At 71.6% G+C, this 21,609-nt stretch carries 24 protein-coding genes and 5 tRNA genes; 6 read left to right on the top strand and 23 right to left on the bottom strand.

Annotated features, from left to right (window positions below; translation table 11 throughout):
- Positions 1 to 39: 39 nt before the first annotated feature.
- The 8 genes from rnc to ACLQ2N_RS03245 all read right to left on the bottom strand — a co-directional run bounded on the left by rnc (position 40) and on the right by ACLQ2N_RS03245 (position 8,179).
- Positions 40 to 864, bottom strand: a complete 825-nt coding sequence (gene rnc, locus ACLQ2N_RS03280; protein ID WP_425808764.1) for a ribonuclease III — start codon at positions 862 to 864, stop codon at positions 40 to 42.
- 19 nt (positions 865 to 883) lie between these two features.
- Positions 884 to 1,057, bottom strand: coding sequence for a 50S ribosomal protein L32 (gene rpmF, locus ACLQ2N_RS03275; RefSeq protein WP_003965982.1), 174 nt, complete (start codon positions 1,055 to 1,057; stop codon positions 884 to 886).
- A gap of 2 nt (positions 1,058 to 1,059) precedes the next feature.
- Positions 1,060 to 1,668: a YceD family protein gene (locus ACLQ2N_RS03270; protein WP_425808758.1), complete on the bottom strand. Its 609-nt coding sequence runs from the start codon at positions 1,666 to 1,668 to the stop codon at positions 1,060 to 1,062.
- A gap of 191 nt (positions 1,669 to 1,859) precedes the next feature.
- Positions 1,860 to 2,957, bottom strand: coding sequence for a cell division initiation protein (locus ACLQ2N_RS03265; RefSeq protein WP_425808756.1), 1,098 nt, complete (start codon positions 2,955 to 2,957; stop codon positions 1,860 to 1,862).
- Between the two features lie 109 nt (positions 2,958 to 3,066).
- Positions 3,067 to 3,546, bottom strand: a complete 480-nt coding sequence (gene coaD, locus ACLQ2N_RS03260; protein WP_425808985.1) for a pantetheine-phosphate adenylyltransferase — start codon at positions 3,544 to 3,546, stop codon at positions 3,067 to 3,069.
- 26 nt (positions 3,547 to 3,572) lie between these two features.
- Complete coding sequence (gene rsmD / locus ACLQ2N_RS03255) at positions 3,573 to 4,157, bottom strand: 16S rRNA (guanine(966)-N(2))-methyltransferase RsmD (protein WP_425808755.1); 585 nt, start codon at positions 4,155 to 4,157, stop codon at positions 3,573 to 3,575.
- 95 nt (positions 4,158 to 4,252) lie between these two features.
- Positions 4,253 to 6,478, bottom strand: a complete 2,226-nt coding sequence (recG, locus tag ACLQ2N_RS03250) for an ATP-dependent DNA helicase RecG (protein ID WP_425808753.1) — start codon at positions 6,476 to 6,478, stop codon at positions 4,253 to 4,255.
- A 63-nt stretch (positions 6,479 to 6,541) separates the two neighbouring features.
- Positions 6,542 to 8,179, bottom strand: coding sequence for a DAK2 domain-containing protein (locus tag ACLQ2N_RS03245; RefSeq protein WP_425808751.1), 1,638 nt, complete (start codon positions 8,177 to 8,179; stop codon positions 6,542 to 6,544).
- Between the two features lie 279 nt (positions 8,180 to 8,458).
- Here ACLQ2N_RS03245 and rpmB point away from each other — a divergent pair, with 279 nt between their 5' ends.
- On the top strand, positions 8,459 to 8,644 hold the full coding sequence (rpmB, locus tag ACLQ2N_RS03240) for a 50S ribosomal protein L28 (protein ID WP_003965989.1): 186 nt from the start codon (positions 8,459 to 8,461) through the stop codon (positions 8,642 to 8,644).
- A gap of 97 nt (positions 8,645 to 8,741) precedes the next feature.
- Here rpmB and thiD read toward each other — a convergent pair whose 3' ends face one another.
- A complete protein-coding gene (gene thiD, locus ACLQ2N_RS03235; protein WP_425808748.1) occupies positions 8,742 to 9,551 on the bottom strand; it encodes a bifunctional hydroxymethylpyrimidine kinase/phosphomethylpyrimidine kinase in 810 nt (269 codons plus the stop codon).
- Positions 9,552 to 9,561: 10 nt separating this feature from the next.
- Positions 9,562 to 10,533 carry a thiamine-phosphate kinase gene (locus ACLQ2N_RS03230; protein WP_425808746.1) on the bottom strand — a complete coding sequence of 324 codons (972 nt, stop codon included), beginning with the start codon at positions 10,531 to 10,533 and terminating at the stop codon, positions 9,562 to 9,564.
- A gap of 240 nt (positions 10,534 to 10,773) precedes the next feature.
- Here ACLQ2N_RS03230 and ACLQ2N_RS03225 point away from each other — a divergent pair, with 240 nt between their 5' ends.
- Together ACLQ2N_RS03225 and ACLQ2N_RS03220 are read left to right on the top strand one after the other, a co-directional pair.
- Positions 10,774 to 11,007: an Lrp/AsnC family transcriptional regulator gene (locus ACLQ2N_RS03225; protein WP_425808744.1), complete on the top strand. Its 234-nt coding sequence runs from the start codon at positions 10,774 to 10,776 to the stop codon at positions 11,005 to 11,007.
- 20 nt (positions 11,008 to 11,027) lie between these two features.
- Complete coding sequence (locus tag ACLQ2N_RS03220; RefSeq protein ID WP_425808742.1) at positions 11,028 to 11,513, top strand: DUF3515 domain-containing protein; 486 nt, start codon at positions 11,028 to 11,030, stop codon at positions 11,511 to 11,513.
- Positions 11,514 to 11,728: 215 nt separating this feature from the next.
- Here ACLQ2N_RS03220 and ACLQ2N_RS03215 read toward each other — a convergent pair whose 3' ends face one another.
- The 3 genes from ACLQ2N_RS03215 to ACLQ2N_RS03205 form a co-directional block, all read right to left on the bottom strand.
- Positions 11,729 to 12,886 carry a D-alanine--D-alanine ligase family protein gene (locus tag ACLQ2N_RS03215; RefSeq protein WP_425808740.1) on the bottom strand — a complete coding sequence of 386 codons (1,158 nt, stop codon included), beginning with the start codon at positions 12,884 to 12,886 and terminating at the stop codon, positions 11,729 to 11,731.
- Between the two features lie 79 nt (positions 12,887 to 12,965).
- Positions 12,966 to 13,976 (bottom strand): NAD(P)H-dependent glycerol-3-phosphate dehydrogenase, encoded by a 1,011-nt coding sequence (locus ACLQ2N_RS03210; RefSeq protein WP_425808738.1) that lies wholly within the window; start codon positions 13,974 to 13,976, stop codon positions 12,966 to 12,968.
- Positions 13,973 to 14,725, bottom strand: coding sequence for a lysophospholipid acyltransferase family protein (locus tag ACLQ2N_RS03205; protein WP_425808737.1), 753 nt, complete (start codon positions 14,723 to 14,725; stop codon positions 13,973 to 13,975). Before ACLQ2N_RS03205 ends, ACLQ2N_RS03210 begins: the two co-directional genes overlap by 4 nt.
- Before the next feature lie 162 nt (positions 14,726 to 14,887).
- Between ACLQ2N_RS03205 and cofC the strand changes: the two genes are divergently transcribed.
- Both cofC and ACLQ2N_RS03195 read left to right on the top strand, forming a co-directional pair.
- On the top strand, positions 14,888 to 15,571 hold the full coding sequence (gene cofC, locus ACLQ2N_RS03200) for a 2-phospho-L-lactate guanylyltransferase (protein WP_425808735.1): 684 nt from the start codon (positions 14,888 to 14,890) through the stop codon (positions 15,569 to 15,571).
- 178 nt (positions 15,572 to 15,749) lie between these two features.
- A complete protein-coding gene (locus ACLQ2N_RS03195) occupies positions 15,750 to 15,953 on the top strand; it encodes a hypothetical protein (RefSeq protein ID WP_018102423.1) in 204 nt (67 codons plus the stop codon).
- Positions 15,954 to 16,046: 93 nt separating this feature from the next.
- Here the strand turns inward: ACLQ2N_RS03195 and ACLQ2N_RS03190 are convergent, their stop codons facing one another.
- From ACLQ2N_RS03190 to leuC, 4 genes are all read right to left on the bottom strand, one after another.
- Positions 16,047 to 16,697 carry an HU family DNA-binding protein gene (locus tag ACLQ2N_RS03190; protein ID WP_425808733.1) on the bottom strand — a complete coding sequence of 217 codons (651 nt, stop codon included), beginning with the start codon at positions 16,695 to 16,697 and terminating at the stop codon, positions 16,047 to 16,049.
- Positions 16,698 to 16,839: 142 nt separating this feature from the next.
- Positions 16,840 to 17,067: a hypothetical protein gene (locus ACLQ2N_RS03185; protein WP_018102425.1), complete on the bottom strand. Its 228-nt coding sequence runs from the start codon at positions 17,065 to 17,067 to the stop codon at positions 16,840 to 16,842.
- A gap of 104 nt (positions 17,068 to 17,171) precedes the next feature.
- Positions 17,172 to 17,765, bottom strand: coding sequence for a 3-isopropylmalate dehydratase small subunit (gene leuD, locus ACLQ2N_RS03180; protein WP_425808731.1), 594 nt, complete (start codon positions 17,763 to 17,765; stop codon positions 17,172 to 17,174).
- Between the two features lie 2 nt (positions 17,766 to 17,767).
- Complete coding sequence (gene leuC / locus ACLQ2N_RS03175) at positions 17,768 to 19,195, bottom strand: 3-isopropylmalate dehydratase large subunit (RefSeq protein ID WP_425808729.1); 1,428 nt, start codon at positions 19,193 to 19,195, stop codon at positions 17,768 to 17,770.
- A 174-nt stretch (positions 19,196 to 19,369) separates the two neighbouring features.
- On the opposite strand from leuC, the gene ndgR reads away from it, so the two are divergent.
- Positions 19,370 to 20,086 carry an IclR family transcriptional regulator NdgR gene (ndgR, locus tag ACLQ2N_RS03170; protein WP_026237628.1) on the top strand — a complete coding sequence of 239 codons (717 nt, stop codon included), beginning with the start codon at positions 19,370 to 19,372 and terminating at the stop codon, positions 20,084 to 20,086.
- Between the two features lie 179 nt (positions 20,087 to 20,265).
- On the opposite strand, the gene ACLQ2N_RS03165 is transcribed toward ndgR, so the two are convergent.
- The 6 genes from ACLQ2N_RS03165 to ACLQ2N_RS03140 all read right to left on the bottom strand — a co-directional run bounded on the left by ACLQ2N_RS03165 (position 20,266) and on the right by ACLQ2N_RS03140 (position 21,559).
- Positions 20,266 to 20,338 (bottom strand) — tRNA-Glu (locus ACLQ2N_RS03165).
- 27 nt (positions 20,339 to 20,365) lie between these two features.
- Positions 20,366 to 20,437: transfer RNA gene (locus tag ACLQ2N_RS03160), tRNA-Gln, on the bottom strand.
- A 12-nt stretch (positions 20,438 to 20,449) separates the two neighbouring features.
- Positions 20,450 to 20,522: transfer RNA gene (locus ACLQ2N_RS03155), tRNA-Glu, on the bottom strand.
- Positions 20,523 to 20,582: 60 nt separating this feature from the next.
- Positions 20,583 to 20,655 (bottom strand) — tRNA-Glu (locus ACLQ2N_RS03150).
- A gap of 27 nt (positions 20,656 to 20,682) precedes the next feature.
- Positions 20,683 to 20,754 (bottom strand) — tRNA-Gln (locus ACLQ2N_RS03145).
- A gap of 85 nt (positions 20,755 to 20,839) precedes the next feature.
- A complete protein-coding gene (locus ACLQ2N_RS03140; RefSeq protein WP_425808726.1) occupies positions 20,840 to 21,559 on the bottom strand; it encodes an HAD family hydrolase in 720 nt (239 codons plus the stop codon).
- Positions 21,560 to 21,609 lie beyond the last annotated feature (50 nt).

Genomic DNA, 21,609 nt, shown 5'->3' with positions numbered 1-21,609 from the left:
CCCCCGGCGCACGGCGGCACCGGGGGGGTTCTCGCATGGTCAGGCCGGAGCGACGTCCGTGGACGGGGCGGGGTCGGCAGGGGTGTCGGCGGCCCCTCCGTCGGCGGCGGCCTTCGCCGCCACCTCCCGCGCCTCGGCGGCGGCGGTGATTTCGCGCCAGGCGGACTCGGCCGCCTGCTGCTCCGCTTCCTTCTTGCTACGGCCGGTGCCGGTGCCGTACGAGACACCACCGACGCGAGCAGCAGCAGTAAAGGTCTTCTCGTGGTCCGGGCCGGTCTCCGTGACGAGGTACTCGGGGACTCCGAGGCTCTCGCTCGCGGTGAGCTCCTGGAGGCTGGTCTTCCAGTCCAGGCCGGCGCCGAGGTTGGAGGACCTGTCGATCAGCGGGTCGAAGAGCCGGTGGACCAGCTCGGACGCCGCGTCGAGGCCCTGATCGAGATAGACCGCGCCGATCACCGCTTCCAGGGTGTCGGCGAGGATGGAAGCCTTGTCCCGGCCCCCCGTGCCCTCTTCACCGCGGCCGAGCCGGATGAAGGAGCCGAGTTCGAGGCCGCGGCCCACCTCCGCAAGCGCACGCGAGTTGACCACCGCGGCCCGCAACTTGGCCAGCTGGCCTTCGGGCAGGTCGGGGTGGGTGCGGTACAGCGTGTCCGTGACCACCAGACCGAGCACGGAGTCCCCGAGGAACTCCAGCCGCTCGTTGGTGGGCAGACCGCCGTTCTCGTACGCGTACGAACGGTGGGTCAGCGCACGCACCAGAAGGGCGGACTCGAGGTGGTACCCGAGCCGCCCTTCCAGAAGCGTGTGGGACGAGGCTGTGTTGACGTTGTCTGCCTGCTTCTTGGCGTGGGACAACTCAGACATCGGGCCTCTCACCAGCCGCTCAGACCTCGAGGACCTGGCGCTTGTTGTACGTGCCGCAGCTGGGGCACGCGATGTGCTGCAGCTTCGGCTCCTGGCAGCGCTCGCACGAAACCAGGGTGGGGACCGCAGCCTTCCACTGCGACCGGCGGTGGCGCGTGTTGCTGCGCGACATCTTCCGCTTCGGAACAGCCACGGCTACTTCTCCTGCTTCTTGTCGACGCCGGGTGCGGCGCCGCCCATGTTGTCCTTCTCGCCGTCCTGAACGGTCTCGGCGAGTCCTTGCAGTGCCGCCCAACGAGCGTCGACGGCATCGTGGTGGTGGCCGGGATTCTCGTCCAGCCTGACTCCGCACTCGGAGCACAGACCGGCACAGGATTCCTTGCACACCGGCTGCATCGGCAGTGCGAGCACCACCGCATCACGCAGCACCGGCTCGAGGTCGAACAGGCCGTCCTCGAGAAATAGCCTGTCCTCGTCGTCCTCGGCGTCGTCGACCGGGTCCGCGGGCTTGCCGTGGTTCCGGTCATCGGCGTCAGGGTACGAGAACATCTCCTGGAAGTCCGCCTCCACCTCGCGGCTCAGCGGCTCCAGACACCTTACGCACTCCCCCTCGACCGTCGCACGGGCGGTCCCGGTGACGAGCACGCCCTCCATGACGGATTCGAGACGGAGGTCCAGCTCCACCGGTGCGCCTTCCGGCACTCCGATGACGTCGCCGATACCGAGGTCGGCGGGGGCGTCCGCCGTGCGGGTCAGCCGCTTCATGGCACCGGGACGCCGGCCCAGCTCGTGCGTATCGAACACGAGGGGGTTTCGGTGGTCGAGGTGGCCGTTCAGGGCTTCTCCTGCTTTCGGATCGAACGCGTCACGCGTGGTGGGAGGGGGCCGGCCCGTCCGGAGTCGAAGCGGGCAGCCGGGATCGCGGACATACGCGCGACCGAAGAGCCAGGATACTGGACACACCGCCCAGCTCCCAATCCGGGCCCTTCCGGCGGTCAGCGCTCCTGTTCGTAACGGCGCAGCTGGTCCAGGTCGATCATGCTGGTGTCGAAGAGGCTGGTCTCGTCCAGGGCGGCGTCGCCGTGCTGCGGAAGGGGCTGCTGGGGCTGGGCCGGCTGCTGCCAGGCGTCGTAGCCGCCCTGCGCCTGCATCGCGTCCTGCGCCTGGCCCTGGTCGTAGCCCTGCTGCTGGTAGGCCGCGTACGGGTCGGGCTGCTGCTGGTAGCCGTAGACGTCCTGCTGAGGCGCCTGGTAGGCGTCCTGCTGCTGGTCCTGGTAGCCGTAGCCCTGGGCGTACTGCGGTTCCGGCCGGCCGTACTGCGGCTCGGCCTGGTGCGGGATCGGGAGCGGCTGCGGGGCGGCGACCTCGGCCAGTCCGGCCCAGTGGTCCTCGTCACTGGTGTGCCCCTGGTCGCCGGCCGCGTCCTGGGCGGCGATGTGCGCGCCGAGCTCGTCGGTGGCGACCCGGCCGTGCAGCTTCTGCCGGCCCCGGCCGACGGCCTCCAGGGTCTTGGCGAGCACCGCCTCGAAGGCGCCTAGCTTGGTGTCCACGTACGCGTCGGCGCGCCGGCGGAGCGTGTCCGGGTCGGTGCTGCGCTCGGGGGCCTCGGCGAAGTCCGGATCCTCGTAGCCCTGCTCGTCGAGACCCTGGCCGCGGCCGAGGAGCTTCTCGCGGCCCCGGTCGACGGAGCCGATGGTCTTGGTGAGGACGACCTCGAAGTTGGCGAGCTTGCTGTCGACGTACTCGTCGGCCTCGGCACGGACCTCGTCGGCCTCCTTGCGGGCGTCGGCGAGGATGCGGTCCGCCTCGGCCTGCGAGCGCCGGGCGATCTCCGTGTCGGCGATCAGGGCGGTGCGCTCGGCGTGGGCGCTCTCGATGATGCGGCCGGCCTCCTGGCGGGCCTGCTCCACCAGCTGCTCGTGGCCGCCGATGACCTCGGCGGCCTGGGCGAGCGAGCCGGGCAGGGCCTCGCGCACCTCTTCGAGCATCGCGAGCAGTTCGGCGCGGTTGACCACGCAGGACGCCGACATGGGCATGGACCGGGCGTTCCCGACCGTCGCGACGATCTCGTCCAGCTTCTTCTGCACGTCCACCGTGTGCTCGCCACTCTCTACTGCCGGTTGGAGACGGACGGGACGACTGTACGGCCAGTCGGCGCCCCCCGGCACCTGCGGTGCGTGACGCTGACGCGCTGTCAGTGGCTCAGCGCTGCGCGAGGCGTTCGGTCAGGGCCCGCTGCACGACGGGCGGCAGCAGGTGGGAGACGTCGCCGCCCCAGGCCGCGACCTCCTTGACCAGGGAGGACGACAGGAAGCTGTAGGTGGGGTTGGTCGGCACGAAGAGCGTCTCGACGCCGGAGAGCCCGTTGTTCATCTGGGCCATCTGGAGTTCGTAGTCGAAGTCGCTGACGGCCCGCAGGCCCTTCACGATCGCCGGGATGTCGCGCTGCTTGCAGAAGTCCACGAGCAGGCCGTGGAAGGACTCGACCTCGACGTTGCCGAACTCGGCGGTGACCTCACGGATGAGCTCGATCCGCTCATCGACCGTGAACAGGCCCTTCTTGGACTGGTTGATCATCACCGCGACGTGCACGACGTCGTACAGCTTCGAGGCTCGGCCGATGATGTCGAGATGTCCGTTGGTGATGGGGTCGAACGACCCCGGGCATACGGCGCGGCGCAACTTGATTCCCTCGCTCTCCGGTCCGGTCATCGTGCGTCTTCGCACGTGGCGGCGGCGCGACCGTACCAAAGCGTTCCCTCGCCGTAGCGACGGGATCGCAACGGCTCGAAACCCTTGGGCCAGCTGAATTCTCCGCCTCTGGTGCTGCGTTCCACGGTGACGAGTGCGTCGCCCGTGAGCCACCCCTGCGTACGGAGTGTGAGCAGGATCTCGCCAAGATCCACGTCGGTGACCGCGTACGGCGGGTCCAGGAAGACCACGTCGTACGGCTCCGCCGGTGCCGGACCCGTCACGATCTGTTCGGCTTTGCCGCCGCGGACCTCGGCGCCGGGCAGGCCGAGGGTGCGGACGTTCTCCTTGACGGTGCGCAGGGCCTTGGCGTCGGCCTCCACGAGCAGGGCGTGCGCGGCGCCCCGGGAGAGCGCTTCGAGGCCGACGGCGCCGGAGCCGGCGTAGAGGTCGGCGACCCGGATGGAGTCCAGGGTGCCCAGGAGCGCCTGCCAGGTGGAGAACAGGCCCTCGCGTGCGCGGTCGGATGTGGGCCGGGTGCCGGTGCCGGGCGGGACGGCCAGGCGGCGTCCGCCGGCCACGCCTGCGATCACGCGGGTCATGGGTGTCTGGTCCTCGGGTCGGGGCGGCGCGCGGGGTGCCGTGGGCGCCGTACCTCCCACGATATGGCGTCGGGGGCTGCCGGGGGCGTGCGGGCTCACCCCTTGTCCAGGTACTCCTCGCGCTCCTTGTCGAGCAGGGCGTCCAGGGCGGTGCGCAGCTCGGGCAGGTGCTCCAGGCCGGGGTCGGCGGCGACGACGGCGACGGCCTCCTGGCGGGCGGCGGCGATGACCTCCTCGTCGTCGATGACGTTCAGGACGCGCAGCGAGGAGCGCACCCCGGACTGGGCCTGGCCGAGCACATCGCCCTCGCGGCGCTGTTCGAGGTCGATGCGGGAGAGCTCGAAGCCGTCCAGGGTCGCGGCGACGGCGGAGAGCCGGGCGCGGGCGGGGCTCGCCTCGTGGGCCTCGGTGACCAGCAGGCAGAGTCCGGGGGCGGATCCGCGGCCCACCCGGCCGCGCAGCTGGTGCAGCTGGGAGACGCCGAAGCGGTCGGCGTCCATGATGACCATCGCGGTGGCGTTGGGGACGTTGACGCCGACCTCGATGACGGTGGTGGCGACCAGGACGTCCACGTCGCCGGCGGCGAAGCGGCGCATCACGTCGTCCTTGTCGTCGGGCTGCATCCTGCCGTGCAGCACCTCGACGCGCAGTCCGTTCAGGGGGCCCTGGGAGAGCTGTTCGGCGATCTCCAGGACGGCGAGCGGGGGCCGCTTGTCGCCGTCCTCCTCGGCCGCCTTCTTCCCCTTCTTCTTGGCGGGGTCGTCCTCGTCGTCCCCGATGCGGGGGCAGACGACGTACGCCTGGTGGCCGTTCTCCACCTCCTCGCGGACCCGTTCCCAGGCGCGGCTGAGGAAGTGCGGCTTGTCCTTGGCGGGGACGACGTGGCTGGCGATGGGCGAGCGGCCGGCCGGGAGCTGGTCGAGGACGGAGGTCTCCAGGTCCCCGAAGACGGTCATGGCGACGGTGCGGGGAATGGGGGTCGCGGTCATGACGAGGAGGTGGGGCGACCTCTTCTCCCCCTGGGAGTGCGCCTTGGACCTGAGGGCGTCGCGCTGTTCGACCCCGAAGCGGTGCTGTTCGTCCACGACGACCAGGCCCAGGTCGTGGAACTTGACCTTGTCCTCGATCAGGGCGTGCGTCCCGATGACGATGCCGGCCTCGCCGGTGACCAGGTCGAGCAGGGCCTGCCGGCGGGCGGCGGTGCCCATGGACCCGGTGAGCAGGACGACCTTGGTGCCCTGGTCGGAGCCCCCCAGCATGCCGCCCTCCGCCAGCTCCCCCATCATCTCGGTGATGGACCGGTGGTGCTGCTGGGCCAGGACCTCGGTGGGGGCGAGCATGGCGGCCTGGCCGCCCGCGTCGACCACGGCGAGCATGGCGCGCAGGGCCACCATGGTCTTCCCGGAACCGACCTCGCCCTGGAGGAGGCGGTGCATCGGGTGCTCGGTGGCGAGGTCGTCGAAGATCTCCCGGGAGACCTTCTGCTGGCCGTCGGTGAGAGTGAACGGGAGCTTCGCGTCGAAGGCGTCGAGGAGGCCGCCGGGGGCGGGTCTGCGGGCGACGGCGGGGAGCTGGGTGTCGGCGTACCTGCGGCGGGCGAGGGCGACCTGGAGGACGAACGCCTCGTCCCACTTGAGCCGATCCCGGGCAGCCGCCACGTCGGCCTTGGTGGCCGGCCGGTGGATCTTCAGCAGGGCCTCGGGCAGCGAGGTGAAGCCGCGTCCCTCGCGCAGGGCTTCGGGGAGCGGGTCGACGGCCTCGCGGGCGCTGGGCAGCACGGCGTCGACCGCCTTGGCGATCCGCCAGGAGTCGAACTGCTTGCAGGCGGGGTAGATCGGCAGCAGTTTGCCGGCGAAGGCGTCCACCGCCTCGGTCGCCCCGGCGTCGTCCGCGGAGGCGGCGTCGAGCAGCTGGTACGTGGGGTGGGCGAGCTGCATCTTCCGGTTGAAGACCGAGACCTTGCCGGCGAACATCGCGCGCCGGCCGGGCAGCAGCTCCTTGTGCGGCTTGTGGACGCCGTGGCCGAAGAAGACGAGCTGGAGGCGGCCGTGGCCGTCGGTGAGGGTCACTTCGAGGCGCTTGCCGCGTCCGCCGTTGAAGGTGAGCACGCGGGCGTCGGCGACCTGGGCGACGACCGTGACGTGCTCGTCCAGCGGGAGGTCGGTCAGCGCCGTGAGCCGGCCGCGCTCCTCGTACCGGCGCGGGTAGTGATGGAGGAGATCACCGACCGTGTGCAGGTCGAGATGCTCGGCCATCACCTTCGCGGTGGGTCCGCCGAGCAGCTTCTTGAGGGGTTCTTCGAACGCAGACACGCGGTCCATTGCACACCACGGCAGTGACAGTTGTCCGTCGGGCGCCGCCGCGGCCCGTCGTCGCGCCGGATGCTATTCGACGCCGATCAGCAGCGGCGCGCCCTGGCGGCCGCCCCGGTAGGTGGTGGTGTCCACCGCGAGGTGGCCGTCTCGGACGTGCTGTTCCAGGGCTTCGGCCAGCGCGGGCGGGGTGTCCTCGTCCAGGACCAGGGTGACCAGCTCGCCGCCGGCCGCGAGCATCCGGTCCAGCACCTTGCGGGCCGTGCCGGGGACGTCCTGGCCGATGACCGCCACGTCGCCGTCGATGAGGCCGAGGACGTCCCCGGCCTGGCAGATGCCCGCCGAGGTCCAGGACTGCCGTTCGGCGACGGCCAGTTCGGCGTAGCGGGTGGCGCCGGCCGCCGAGGTCATGGCGACCACGTCCTCGTCGAAGCTGCGGTCCGGCTCATGGACGGCGAGGGCCGCGATGCCCTGGACGGCGGCCCGGGTCGGGATGACGGCGACCCGGACACCGTGGGCCCTGGCCTGTTCGGCGGCGGCGGCCGCGGTGTGGCGCAGGTCCGCGTCATTCGGGAGCAGGACCACCTCGCGGGCGTGGGCGCGGCGGACGGCGTCGGCCAGTTCGCCGCTGGCGGGCGGTTCGCCGGGCCGCGCGAGCACGGTCGTCGCGCCGGCCTCCCGGCAGAGGGCGGCGAGCCCGTCCCCCGGGACGACCACGACGACCGCGCGCCCGGCGGGCTCGGGGCGGGCGTGGGCGCGGTCGGCGGCGAAGTGGGTGATGCGGATGCGGTACGGCCGGCCGGCCTCGACGCCCGCCTCGACCGCGGCGCCGGCGTCGTCCACGTGGACGTGGACGTTCCACAGCCCGTCGCCGCCGACCACCACCAGGGAGTCGCCGAGGGCGTCCAGCCGGGCGCGCAGCCGCTCGACGGCCTCGTCCCCGGCCTCCAGCAGGTAGATGACCTCGAAGGCGGGGCCGCCCTCGTCCCCGTCGTCGCCCGCCGGGCACTGCGCGTCGTCGCCGTCCGCCGGGACGAACAGGGCGGGGGCCTCGTACGGCCGCTCCGGGCCCCGTCCCGAGACGGCTTCGACCAGGGCCCCGAGGAGGGTGACCAGGCCGCGCCCGCCGGCGTCGACCACCCCGGCCCTGGCGAGGGCGGGGAGCTGTCCGGGCGTCGCGTCGAGCGCGGCGCGGGCGCCCTCGTAGGCGGCCCGGGCCACCTCGGCCGTGTCCGCGCCGGGTGCCGCCTGTCCGGCGGCGGCCGCGGCCCGGTCCGCGACGGTGAGGACGGTGCCCTCGACGGGATGGGCGACCGCCTCACGGGCCCAGGCGGCGGCCCGGTCGAGGGCGAGGCGCATCCGGTCGCCGCCGGTGCCCTCCGCGAGGACGCCGGCCATGCCGCGCAGGAGCTGGGCGAGGATCGTGCCGGAGTTGCCGCGGGCGCCGATGAGGGCGCCGTGGGCCATGGCCCGTACCGCGTCCGCCGCGGAGGGCACCGAGGTGCCGGTCTCGTGGGCGGCGAAGACCGCTTCGACGGCGGCCGCCGCGGATTCCACGGTCAGGTAGAGGTTGGTGCCGGTGTCCCCGTCGGCGACGGGGTAGACGTTGATCGCGTCGATCGCCTCCCGCTCCCGGCCGAGCGCTTCGAGGGCCAGGGAGCACCAGCTCCGTACCGCGACGGCATCCGGTTCGTCGGCGGTCTGCGGCACCTCGGGTCCTCCTCGGACGGGACTCGGAACGGGGACTCGTGACGGGGGCGGGGCGGCTGGCTGCACCGCAGGTTAGCCCCGGTCGGGGGGTGCGGGCGGTCCGGGGGCGGGGAGGGCGGGGGCGGAAGACATGGTAGTTTCGTATCTCCGGAGCAGGCGTTGTATGCTGCTTCGGTTGCCCGACGAAAGTCGGGACATTCCCCCGGTACCGCCGCTTCAGTCAATGAATCCGGCGTGCCGGAATTCACTGTAAGTGCACCTGAAGTTTTGGAGTGACCCGTGGCTGCCAACTGCGACGTTTGCGGCAAGGGGCCGAGCTTCGGCAACAGCATTTCGCACTCGCACCGCCGTACGTCCCGTCGCTGGAACCCCAACATCCAGCGCGTGCGTGCCGTGGTCGGTCGGACGCCGAAGCGGCTCAACGTCTGCACCTCGTGCATCAAGGCCGGCAAGGTCGCGCGCTGACGTTCCCGTCGTAGCGCAGCCCTACCGGTTGCCCGAAAAGCCGGTCCACCTCGGTGGACCGGCTTTTTGCTGTGCCCGTGCGGTGCGCGCCTCCCGGTCAGCCCGCGTCGCGCAGCCGCCAGCCGTGGCGGACCGGGCCGATGCCCGCGCCCAGCGGGAAGCCCGCCGCGATCGCTCCGGTGACGTACGCCTTCGCGGCCCGGACCGCCTCCGGCACCCCGGCGCCCCGTGCCAGGTGGCTCGCGATGGCGGAGGCGAGGGTGCAGCCGGTGCCGTGGGTGTGCCGGTTGTCGTGACGGGGGGCGCGCAGCCAGTGCTCCTCGCTGCCGTCGGTGAGCAGGTCGACGGGCTCACCGGGCAGGTGGCCGCCCTTGATCACGACCCAGCGGGGCCCGAAGGCGAGCAGCGCGTCGGCGGCCCGGCGCATCCCGGCCTCGTCGGCGACGCTGATGCCCGTGAGCTGCGCCACCTCGTCCAGGTTGGGCGTCGCCACCGTCGCGACGGGGAGCAGCTTCGTACGGACGGATTCCAGGGCGTCGGCGGCGAGGAGCGGGTCGCCGTGCTTGGAGACGCCGACGGGGTCCACGACGACGGGCGCCCCGGTGTCCGCGAGGAGTTCCGCGACGGTCTCCACGAGCGGGGCGGACGCCAGCATCCCGGTCTTGACGGCGTCGACGCCGATGTCGTCCACGACGCTGCGGTACTGGGCGCGGACCGCCTCGGGGGGCAGTTCCCAGGCGCCCTGGACGCCGAGGGAGTTCTGCGCGGTGACGGCGGTGAGCACGCTCATCCCGTGCGTGCCGAGCGCGAGCATCGTCTTGAGGTCGGCCTGGATGCCCGCACCGCCGCCGGAGTCGGATCCGGCGACGGTGAGCACGCGGGGAGGTACGGAGGTGGGTATCGGCATACGCCGCAATCTACTGGGAGTCCTCGATGTCGCCGAAGTGGTCCCAGCCGTTCTTGCTGGTCCAGGGCGCTCCGTCGACCGTCACCTGGGGCAGCGCCGAGGGGTTGAGGACCTCACCGATCACCTTCCAGCGGGCCGGCAGCTTCACGTCGGGCGGGAAGGTCGCGACGATGGCGTGGTCCTCGCCACCGGTCAGCACCCACTGCATGGGGTCGACGCCGACGGCCTGCCCGATGTCCGACATCTGGGACGGCACGTCGATGAGCCCGGACCGCAGGTCGATGCGGACCTTGCTGGCCTCGGCGATGTGCCCGAGGTCGGCGACGAGCCCGTCGCTGACGTCGGTCATGGCGGTGGCGCCGAGCCCGGCGGCGGCGGGCCCCGCGTGGTAAGGCGGTTCGGGGCGGCGGTGGGCCTCCACGAAGGCGCGCGGCGAGCGGAAGCCCCGGGAGAGCACGGCGTACCCGGCGGCGGACCAGCCGAGCCAGCCGGTGACGGCAACGACGTCCCCGGGCTGGGCGCCGGCCCGGGTGACGGGCTCGTGGTTGCGCAGGTCGCCGAGCGCGGTGATCGCGACGGTGATGGTGTCACCGCGCACCACGTCCCCGCCCACCACGGCCGCCCCCGCGACCTGGCACTCGTCGCGCAGTCCGTCCATCAGCTCGGCGGCCCAGGTGACCGGGAGTTCGGCGGGGACGACGAGGCCGAGGAGGAGCGCGGTGGGCACGGCGCCCATGGCGGCGATGTCGGCGAGGTTCTGCGCGGCGGCCTTGCGGCCCACGTCGTAGGCCGTCGACCAGTCGCGCCGGAAGTGCCGTCCCTCCAGCAGGATGTCCGTGCTGGCCACGACCCTGCGGTCGGGGGCTGTCACGACCGCGGCGTCGTCGCCCGGGCCGAGCCGGACCGCCGGAGTGGTGGTGAGCCGGGACGTGAGCTCTCTGATGAGCCCGAACTCCCCCAACTCGCCCACGGTTGCCTTCACCGAGTGTCACCTCTCATCTGTCGGGCCGGACGCTCCGGCCTGTCCCCCGTGCGCGCCGCCCCACTCGCGGTCGCGTGCCGTCTCTGCTGTCGGTACTGTCAAGAGTTACGTCAACTTGCGCGTTCTGTACGCCACGCTGAGGACGTCATCCGGCCCGCGGGTCTCCCCGCTCCGCGCGGCGACGCGATAACGTGGCGTCCCTTTCCCCCACATGATCCTCGTGGCCGCCCTGGAGGTTCCGTGGTACAGGCGTACATCCTCATCCAGACCGAGGTGGGCAAGGCGTCGACCGTCGCCGAAACCGTCTCCAAGCTTCCGGGAGTCATCCAGGCAGAAGACGTCACCGGCCCCTACGACGTGATCGTGCGTGCCCAGGCCGACACGGTGGACGAGCTCGGGCGCATGGTGGTGGCGCGGGTCCAGCAAGTGGACGGCATCACCCGAACCCTGACCTGCCCGGTCGTTCACCTGTAGCCCCCGTCTACGCTGGGCCGGTGACGTCCTCCAGCCGCCGGCTCCTCCACCCCGTGCTCCTCGTTCCGTCCGCCGCCCTGGTGCTGCTGACGGCGGGCTGTTCCGGGGGCGACGCGACGGCGTCGGTCACGGTGCCCTCCCCGTCCCCGGAAGCCGCAGCCTACTGCCGCGCGCTGGACCGGGAACTGCCGGACACCGTCGGCGGTCTGGAGCGGAGTGACCCCGAACCCGCCTCGGAGCTGACCGCCGGGTGGGGGGACGGGGCGATCGTACTGCGCTGCGGGGTGGAGCGCCCCGCGAAGATGGACGACGACCAGTCGAAGGGCATCACCGCGAGCGGGGTCAACTGGATGCTGGAGCAGCGGGAGAACGACGGTCCCCGGCTGACGACGACCCTGCGGAAGACGTACGTCGAGGTGTCGCTCTCGGAGGCGTACGCACATGACACGACGCCGCTCGCGGCGTTCGCCCCTGCGGTGAAGAAGACGGTCCCGAACCGGTTGTAGTGCCGCGTCGGCCAAGGTTGGCCCGGTGAGGAGCGGCGTCAGGTGCGTGCTCTCGGCGTGCCGGCCGGATGCCCTCGTACGGGACGTACTCGGGCTTCCGGCCGGTGCGGCGAGAGTGCGTGCATGGCGTCGCGACGGGGCGAACCTTGGCCGACGCGGCACCAGGGTGTGCGCTCCTCGCGGGGAGCGCACACCCTTCGCCGTGTTCCGCCGGGTCAGCGCAGGCCGGTCGGCCGGTTGAGCGCGGCCTGGATGAGCCGGTCCACCAGTTGCGGGTAGCTGACGCCGCTCTCCTGCCACATGCGCGGGTACATGGAGATCGGGGTGAAGCCCGGCAGGGTGTTGATCTCGTTGATGACGAAGCCGCCGTCCTCGGTGAGGAAGAAGTCGGCGCGCACCAGGCCCTCGCAGGAGCACGCCTCGAAGGCTTCGACGGCGAGCCGCTGGACCTCGGCGGTCTGCTCCTCGGTGAGCGGCGCCGGCACGATCCCGGAGGCGGCGTCGATGTACTTGGCCTCGAAGTCGTAGAAGTCGTGCGCGGTGACCGGCGGGATCTCGGCCGGCACGCTGGCGCGCGGCCCGTCCTCGAACTCCAGGACGCCGCACTCGATCTCGCGGCCCCGCAGCAGCGACTCGACCAGGAACTTCGGGTCGTGGCGGCGGGCCTCCTCGATGGCCGCGTCGAGACCGGAGGCGTCCTCGACCTTGGTGATGCCGATGGACGAGCCGGCCCGGGCGGGCTTGATGAAGAGCGGCCAGCCGTGCTCGGCGGCGAAGCCGGTGATGCGCTCGCGGGCGCCGGCGGGGTCGTTGTCCCATTCGCGGGGGCGGACCACCAGGTACGGGCCGACCGGGAGGCCGAAGGAGGTGAAGACCCGCTTCATGTACTCCTTGTCCTGGCCGACGGCCGAGGCGAGGACGCCCGCGCCCACGTACGGCACACCGGACAGCTCCAGGAGTCCCTGGAGGGTGCCGTCCTCGCCGTACGGGCCATGCAGGACGGGGAAGACGACGTCGACCTCGCCGAGCGCCTTGGGGACCGCGCCGGGTTCGGTGTAGACGACTTCGCGGCTGCCGGGGTCGACGGAGAGCACGACCCCGCCCTCCTCGGACTCGGCCAGCTGCGCCACGTCCGGCATGGTCCGGTTCGCGATGGCCATGCGTTCCGGCTCGTCGGCGGTGAGCGCCCAGCGGCCGTCCGTCGTGATGCCGATCGGCAGGACGTCGTACGCGGTCCGGTCGATGGCGTTCAGGACGGCGCCGGCCGTGACCACCGAAATGCCGTGTTCGGAGCTGCGGCCGCCGAACACGACGGCCACGCGCGGCTTGCGGAGCTGCTGCTCCGGGCTCTGGGGGAGGTTCTCGCTGCTCATATCGCGATGAGCGTACCTGCTGGTACCGGCCACGTCAGCGCGGCACGGGCCGCCCGGGGCGGGCGGGACCCGGGTGGCCTCAGTGGCGTTCGGCCTTCGCGCTGCGCGACATGAGCTCCTTGACCGCGACCTTCGGCGGCTTGCCCTCGTGGACGATGCCGACGATGGTCTCGGTCAGCGGCATCTCGACGCCGTGCCTGCGCGCCAGGTCGAGCACCGATTCGCAGGACTTGACTCCCTCGGCGGTCTGCTTGGTGGCGGCGATGGTCTCCTGGAGCGTCATGCCCCGGCCGAGGTTGGTGCCGAAGGTGTGGTTGCGCGAGAGCGGCGAGGAGCAGGTCGCCACCAGGTCGCCGAGGCCGGCGAGTCCGGAGAACGTCAGCGGGTCGGCGCCCATGGCCGCGCCCAGCCGGATCGTCTCGGCGAGGCCCCGGGTGATGAGCGAGCCCTTGGCGTTGTCGCCGAGCCCCATGCCGTCCGCGATGCCGACGGCGAGGCCGATGACGTTCTTGACGGCGCCGCCGAGTTCGCAGCCGACCACGTCGGTGCTGGTGTACGGGCGGAAGTACGGGGTGTGGCAGGCGGCCTGGAGGCGCTGGGCGACGGACTCGTCCCGGCAGGCGACGACGGCCGCGGCGGGGCGGCGTTCGGCGATCTCCTTGGCGAGGTTGGGCCCGGTGACGACGGCGACGCGGTCGCCGGACACCCCGGTGACGTCCTCGATGACCTCGCTCATCCGCTTGGCGGTGCCGAGTTCGACGCCCTTCATCAGGGAGACGAGCACCGTCTGCGGTTCCAGGTGCGGGGCCCAGTCGGCGAGGTTGGCGCGCAGCGTCTGGGAGGGCACGACGAGCACCGCGTAGTCGGCGCCGCGCAGCGCCTCGGCCGCGTCCGTGGTGGCCCGGACCGACGCGGGCAGTTCGATGCCCGGCAGGTACTCGGGGTTGGTGCGGGTGGTGTTGACGGCCTCCGCGACCTCGGCCCGACGGCCCCAGAGCGTCACTTCGCAGCCCGCGTCCGCGAGGACGACGGCGAAAGCGGTACCCCAGGAGCCGGTTCCGAATACGGCGGCCTTCACGGGGTGCGTCACGTGAGTCCCTCTCCTTGGGCCCTGCGCCGCTGTTCGGCCCGGGCCTTGCGGTGATCGTAGGGCTCGGCGGGTGCCTGCTGCCCGCGGATCTCCTCCAGTTGCGCGGTGATCGCCCGCATGATGACCTCGGTGGCCTCGCGCAGCACCTCGGGCGTCGGCTCCTGGTCGTAGAAGCGGGAGAGGTCGACGGGCGGCCCGGCCTTGACCCGGAGGGTCTTGCGGGGCAGGAGGCGCACCTTCTTCTCCGTGGCGTAGGGCGGCATCACCTCGTTGGCGCCCCACTGCGCGACCGGGATGACGGGGGCCCGGGTCATCAACGCGACGCGGGCGGCGCCGGTCTTGCCGGCCATCGGCCACATGTCGGGGTCGCGGGTGAGAGTGCCCTCGGGGTAGAAGCAGACGCACTCGCCGCGCTCGATGGCGCCGACGGCGGCCCGGAAGGCGTCCATCGCGTTGGTGGTCTCGCGGTAGACGGGGATCTGGCCGGTGCCGCGCAGCATCGTGCCGATGAAGGCGCCCTTGAAGAGCCCTGCCTTGGCCAGGAAGCGCGGCACCCGGCCGGTGTTGTACTGGAAGTGCCCGTACGAGAGCGGGTCCAGGTACGAGTTGTGGTTGACCGCTGTGATGAATCCGCCGTCGGCCGGAATGTGTTCCGTTCCCCGCCAGTCGCGCTTGAACAGAACCACCAGCGGCGGTTTCGCGATGACCGCCGCCAGGCGGTACCAGAAGCCGATTCTGCGGCGGGACACTCGGACACCTTTCCTCTGTGAACAAGACCGTGGAGCTGTCTGCTGTCTGACTACCGAGGGTCAAGTCTCGCCCCAGGCCCCTGCTCTGTCGAGAACACCGTACGCCTCGCCCCGGGGAGCGCCCCTCCGGGTCGGCGCACCGGCAGGCGAGAATAGGCGGCGATGCGTATCGAGGGAGGGACCGCCACGAACACCGACCCGGCCGGCCGCTGGTCCCTGGTCGTCCCGTTGAAGCCCCTGGCGCGGGCCAAGACCAGGCTGGCGCCTGCCACCGGCGCGCTGTTGCGCCCCCGGCTGGCCCTCGCCTTCGCCCGTGACACGGTGTCCGCCGCGCTGTCCTGCCCGGATGTGGCGGATGTGGTGGTCGTCACGGACGACCCGGTGGCGGGGGCGGCGCTGGCCGCGCTCGGCGCCCTGGTGGTGCCCGACGCCCCGGGGTCGGGGCTCAACGCGGCCCTCGCGCACGGTGAGCGGGCGGTCAGGGCGGGCAGGCCGGGGGCGCCGCTGGCCGCGCTCAACGCGGATCTGCCCGCCCTGCGCCCGGCGGAATTGTCCCGGGTCCTCGAATTCTCTGCCGCTTTTCCCCGCGCATTTGTTCCCGATGCGGCGGAAATCGGGACGACATTTCTGTCGGCTGCTCCGGGAGTGGAATTGCGACCCGCTTTCGGCGGCCCGTCACGGGTGCGCCATCTGGCGTCGGGCGCGGTGGAAATCACGCTGCCGGGGATCGCTTCGGTGCGCCGGGACGTGGACACCGGCGAGGATCTGCGGGTGGCACTGGAGCTGGGCGTCGGCCCGTTCACGGCGGGCCGCTGGGCCGCAAAGGCGGTCGGCCGGGACCGCTGAGGGATGCCCCGTCATCCCTGCGGATCGGCGTGGGGCGTCGGATGCGGCGCACCGCAAGGCGGAGGGACGACCGCGTACTGGATGATTCGGGCGTTCCGGGGGGGCGGCCCCGGGCCGCCGCGGCGGCCCGGGGCCGCCCGGCAGACGGGCATGGGGTGACAGGGCCTACGCTGCTTCCATGCAGGCGACCTCGTACACGTACGACCCCGAGACGCGGAGCGGCAGTGTGCTGCTCGACGACGGCACCCCGGTGGACTTCGACGCGGCGGCCTTCGACGCGGGCGGCCTGCGGCTGCTGCGGCCGGGGCAGCGGGTGCGGATCGAGGGCGAGGGCGAGGGGGCCGGGCTGCGGATCAGCCTGGTGACGCTTCAGACGTTCTGAGTCTTCCGGGAGTGTTCTCCCCGGACAGCCCGCGGGCCGGGCTCCCCGGGGGGAGCCCGGCCCGGCGCGTGTGGGGGCCCGTGCGGCCCGGTCTCACTTCTTGCGCGCGGTGGCCTTCTTGGCCGTGGTCTTGCGCGCGGTGGTCTTCTTCGCGGGCGCCTTCTTCGCCGCGGTCTTCTTGGCGGGCGCGGTCTTGGCGGCGGTGGTCTTCTTGGCCGCCGTCGACTTCGCCGCCGCCGGGGTGGCCTTCTTCGCGGCCGTCGTCGTCTTCTTCGCCGGCGACGTCTTCTTCGCGGTGGTCGTCTTGGCCGCGGCGGTGGTCTTCTTCGCCGGAGTGGCCTTCTTGGCGGTGGCCTTCTTGGCGGTGGCCTTCTTGGCGGCGGCCTTGGCCGTCGTACGGGCGGAAGAGCCGCCGGAGAGGCTGCCCTTGGGGGCCTTCTTCACGGCCACGTCGTTCTTGGGGAGCTTCTTGGAGCCGCTGACCAGGTCCTTGAAGCCCTGGCCCGCGCGGAAGCGGGGCACCGAGGTCTTCTTGACCCGCACGCGCTCACCCGTCTGCGGGTTGCGCGCGTAGCGGGCGGGGCGGTCGACCTTCTCGAACGAGCCGAAGCCGGTGACCGAGACCCGGTCCCCCGCGACAACCGCACGGACGATCGCGTCGAGCACCGCGTCGACGGCGTCCGCGGCCTGCTGCCGGCCGCCGACCTTGTCGGCAATCGCTTCTACGAGCTGCGCCTTGTTCACGTCTTCCCCTTCGGAGACATTGCCGGAACGAATCTGTCCGGCTTTTTCGCACGTTAGGCAGATATATACCGCAAATCAAACACGAAACGGGCTAATCACCCTAGTGCCGCAACGAAGTCGACCGCCGCACAGTTCTGCGGAGTCAGTCACCTTCGGGGAATCGGCCCTCGTCGAGGTCCTTCATCAACCGGTCCAGACGCCTTGCCGCGCCCGGAAGATCGTGCTTCGCCGTGGCCGTGACGACCAACAGCTTCCGGTTCAACGCCATCCTTACGCCGTCCGGGACTTGCAGTGCGCGCACCCGAGAGTGCGCTTCCTTCAATTGGTCGGCGACTTGGCCGTAAATCTTGAGTTGGCTGTCGCGTTCCATGCACCGATTGTGCCATCTGGGGCGAGTTGTCGCCCGACGGGGTCCCAACATACGACTGTGCCCCCTACCAGACGGCAGGGGGCACAGTCCTGAAAACGCGCTGATCAGGCCGGAATTGTGCGGGGCTTGTAGGCCGGCCGGGCCGCCTCGTAAGCCGCGATGTCGGCTTCGTTCTGGAGGGTGAGGCTGATGTCGTCCAGGCCGTTCAGCAGCCGCCAGCGGGCGTTCTCGTCCAGCTCGAAGTCGGCGGTGATGCCCTCGGCGCGGACCTGCCGGGTCTCCAGGTCGACCGTCACCTCAGCGGTCGGGTCGGCCTCCGTCAGCTCCCAGAGGGCGTCGACGGTCTTCTGGTCCAGGACCACGGTCAGCAGACCGTTCTTCAGCGAGTTGCCGCGGAAGATGTCGGCGAACCGGGAGGAGATCACGGCCTTGAAGCCGTAGTTCTGGAGCGCCCAGACGGCGTGCTCGCGGGAGGAGCCGGTGCCGAAGTCGGGGCCGGCCACCAGGACGGACGCGCCCTGGCGCTCGGGGCGGTTGAGGACGAAGGTCTCGTCCTTGCGCCACGCCTCGAAGAGGCCGTCCTCGAAGCCGTCCCGGGTGACCTTCTTGAGCCAGTGGGCGGGGATGATCTGGTCGGTGTCGACGTTGCTGCGGCGCAGCGGAACGGCCCGGCCGGTGTGCGTGGTGAAGGCTTCCATGGTTATCGGACTCCGGCGGGCGTACGGGTGTCGGACAGGTCGGCGGGCGAGGCCAGGTGGCCCAGCACCGCGGTGGCGGCGGCCACCTGCGGGGAGACCAGGTGCGTGCGGCCGCCCTTGCCCTGCCGCCCCTCGAAGTTGCGGTTCGAGGTGGAGGCGGAGCGCTCGCCGGGGGCCAGCTGGTCGGGGTTCATGCCGAGGCACATCGAGCAGCCCGCGTGCCGCCATTCGGCTCCGGCGGCGGTGAAGACCTTGTCGAGGCCCTCGTCGACCGCCTGGAGGGCGACCCGGACGGAGCCCGGGACGACCAGCATCCGTACGCCGTCGGCGACTTTGCGGCCGTCCAGGATCGCGGCGGCGTTGCGCAGGTCCTCGATGCGGCCGTTGGTGCAGGAGCCTACGAAGACGGTGTCGACGCTGATCTCGCGCAGCGGCTGGCCCGCGGTCAACCCCATGTACTCCAGGGCCTTTTCGGCGGCGTTGCGCTCCGAGGCGTCCTCGTACGAAGCCGGGTCGGGGACGTTGGCCGACAGCGGCGCGCCCTGGCCGGGGTTGGTGCCCCAGGTGACGAACGGCGCCAGCTCGGCGGCCTCGATGACCACCTCGGCGTCGAAGACCGCGTCGTCGTCGGTGCGCAGCGTCTTCCAGTACGCGACGGCGGCGTCCCAGTCCTCGCCCTGCGGGGCGTGGTCGCGGCCCTTCAGGTAGTCGAAGGTGGTCTGGTCGGGGGCGATCATGCCCGCCCGCGCACCGGCCTCGATCGACATGTTGCAGATGGTCATCCGGGCCTCCATCGAGAGCTTCTCGATGGCGGAGCCGCGGTATTCGAGGATGTAGCCCTGGCCGCCGCCGGTCCCGATCCGGGCGATGATCGCGAGGATCAGGTCCTTGGCGGTGACGCCGTCGGGCAGTTCGCCGTCGATGGTGATCGCCATCGTCTTCGGGCGGGCCATCGGCAGCGTCTGGGTGGCCAGCACGTGCTCGACCTGGCTGGTGCCGATGCCGAACGCGAGGGCGCCGAACGCGCCGTGCGTGGAGGTGTGGGAGTCGCCGCAGACCACGGTGGTGCCGGGCTGGGTCAGACCCAGCTGCGGGCCGACCACGTGCACGACGCCCTGCTCGACGTCGCCCAGCGGGTGCAGCCGGACGCCGAAGTCCGCGCAGTTCTTCCGCAGCGTCTCCAACTGGGCGCGGGAGACCGGGTCGGCGATCGGCTTGTCGATGTCGAGGGTCGGGGTGTTGTGGTCCTCGGTGGCGATGGTGAGGTCGAGCCGCCGCACCGGGCGTCCGGCCTGCCGCAGGCCGTCGAACGCCTGGGGACTGGTCACCTCGTGCAGCAGGTGCAGATCGATGAAGAGGAGGTCGGGCTCGCCCTCGGCGCGCCGGACGACATGGTCGTCCCAAACCTTCTCCGCGAGTGTCCTACCCATCGCTTTCCCTCCGGCCGGCGTCATCGCCGGCCCAACTAGAGATTCGGTGCGCCCCCGTCCGGACCCCCGTACGGGGCGGTGGCTACGGGCCGTTGTGGGGCCGCCGGTACAGGTTCGCAACTTCCGGGGAAAATTGAACTTGCGTTTCACAGAGTGAGACGCGAGTATCGTCGTATGGACAACTCTAGCGGCGTCGGCGTTCTCGACAAGGCGGCTCTGGTATTGAGCGCCCTGGAGTCCGGGCCGGCCACCCTCGCCGGGCTGGTCGCGGCGACCGGGCTCGCACGACCCACGGCCCACCGGCTGGCCGTGGCACTGGAACACCACCGGATGGTGGCGAGGGACATGCAGGGCCGGTTCATTCTCGGCCCCCGGCTCTCCGAGCTGGCGGCGGCGGCCGGCGAGGACCGCCTGCTGGCCACGGCCGGACCGGTGCTCACGCATCTGCGCGACATCACCGGCGAGAGCGCCCAGCTCTACCGACGCCAGGGCGACATGCGCATCTGCGTGGCGGCGGCGGAGCGGCTGTCCGGACTGCGGGACACCGTGCCGGTCGGCTCCACGCTGACCATGAAGGCCGGTTCGTCCGCGCAGATCCTGATGGCCTGGGAGGAGCCGGAGCGACTGCACCGCGGCCTCCAGGGCGCCCGCTTCACGGCGACGGCGCTCTCCGGCGTACGGCGGCGCGGCTGGGCCCAGTCGATCGGTGAGCGCGAGCCGGGCGTGGCCTCGGTCTCCGCCCCCGTGCGCGGACCGTCGAACCGCGTGGTCGCCGCCGTCTCGGTCTCCGGACCGATCGAGCGGCTGACCCGCCACCCGGGCCGGATGCACGCCCAGGCGGTCATCGACTCGGCCGCCCGGCTGAGCGAGGCACTGCGCCGCAGCGGCTGAGCCCCGGCCGCGCCCCCTCCTCCGAGGCCGCCCCAGCGTCGTGGCGGCCCCTCCTCAACGCCCCGCCGTCACTTGGCGCCCGAGCGATGCGCCGGCCGGTCCGCCGCGCGGCGGCCCCGGGCCGCTCACAAGCGAAAGGCCCCTCACCGGAGTGAAGGGCCTTCGCCTCTTGCCTGTTGTACCCCCGACCGGATTCGAACCGGCGCTACTGCCGTGAGAGGGCAGCGTGCTAGGCCGCTACACAACGGGGGCTTGTCCTGCAACTTGCTTGATACTGCGCTGGGCTACCAGGACTCGAACCTAGAATGACGGTACCAGAAACCGTAGTGTTGCCAATTACACCATAGCCCATGGTGTTGCAAGTACCCCCGACCGGATTCGAACCGGCGCTACTGCCGTGAGAGGGCAGCGTGCTAGGCCGCTACACAACGGGGGCCCTAGCGATCCTGCATCGAGACCGTGGGTGCGACCCAGATGATCTCGCGGGAAGGATCTGTACCCCCGACCGGATTCGAACCGGCGCTACTGCCGTGAGAGGGCAGCGTGCTAGGCCGCTACACAACGGGGGCTTGTCCTGCAACTTGCTTGATACTGCGCTGGGCTACCAGGACTCGAACCTAGAATGACGGTACCAGAAACCGTAGTGTTGCCAATTACACCATAGCCCACTGAAACGCAACCCCTTGGGGTCTTGTCTCTGTCCGCGCTTCCCGGCCGGATCTTTCGGCCCGCTCGGGCGGCGCAGAAAGAACATTACCCGAAGGTGTCCGACGCTCCAAAACGGGTATGGCCCGCGAGCAGCCCCGGCAGCTGGTCGAGCCCCGTGATGCGGACCAGCTCGGGCTGCCCTCCCCTGCCGCGCCGGTCCAGCCAGACGCCCGCGAGGCCGGCCGCGGTGGCCCCGGCGGCGTCGATGTCGGGTTCGTCCCCGACGTACAGCACCTCGTGCGGGTCGAGCCCCAGCGCCTCGCAGGAGGCCAGGAAGGCGCCCGGGTCCGGCTTGGAGACGCCCAGCTCGGCCGCGCACAGCAGGGACTCGAACCGGTCGCGCACCCCGAGCACCGTCAGCTTCTGGTGCTGCGGCTCCTGGGCCGAGTTGGAGAGCACGGCGTGCCGGTACGTCCCCGCCAGGGCGTCGAGCGCCGGGACGGCGTCCGGGAAGAGCGCCCAGGCGGACTCGTAGTGCGAGACGTGGCGGGCGAACCAGGCATCGGCCTCGTCGTCGTCCAGCGGCCGCCCCAGGAACGCCCTGGCCCGGTCCCGCCGCTGCCCCTGCCAGTCGGTCTCCCCCGCGGAGAACCGCGCCCAGTGGAGCCGCGTGACCCGCTGCCACGCCTCGACGGCCTGCTCGGCCGAGGCATGCCCCGGGGGCAGCCCCTCCGCCGCGATGTGCCGGACGATCCCGGTGGCGGCGGCCGCCGTGTGGTCGAACAGCGTGTCGTCGATGTCCCAGAGGACGGCTCTGATGGGCATGGCCCGACTCTACGCGCGACCGCGCACAGCGGGACGGGCCCGGCGACCGC

Origin of the sequence: Streptomyces sp. DT224 (assembly GCF_049844595.1) — a bacterium.
In the GTDB taxonomy this organism is placed as follows: Bacteria; Actinomycetota; Actinomycetes; order Streptomycetales; family Streptomycetaceae; genus Streptomyces.
Note: the sequence above shows the minus strand (reverse complement) of the source record. Positions and strands in the feature narration are given on the sequence as shown.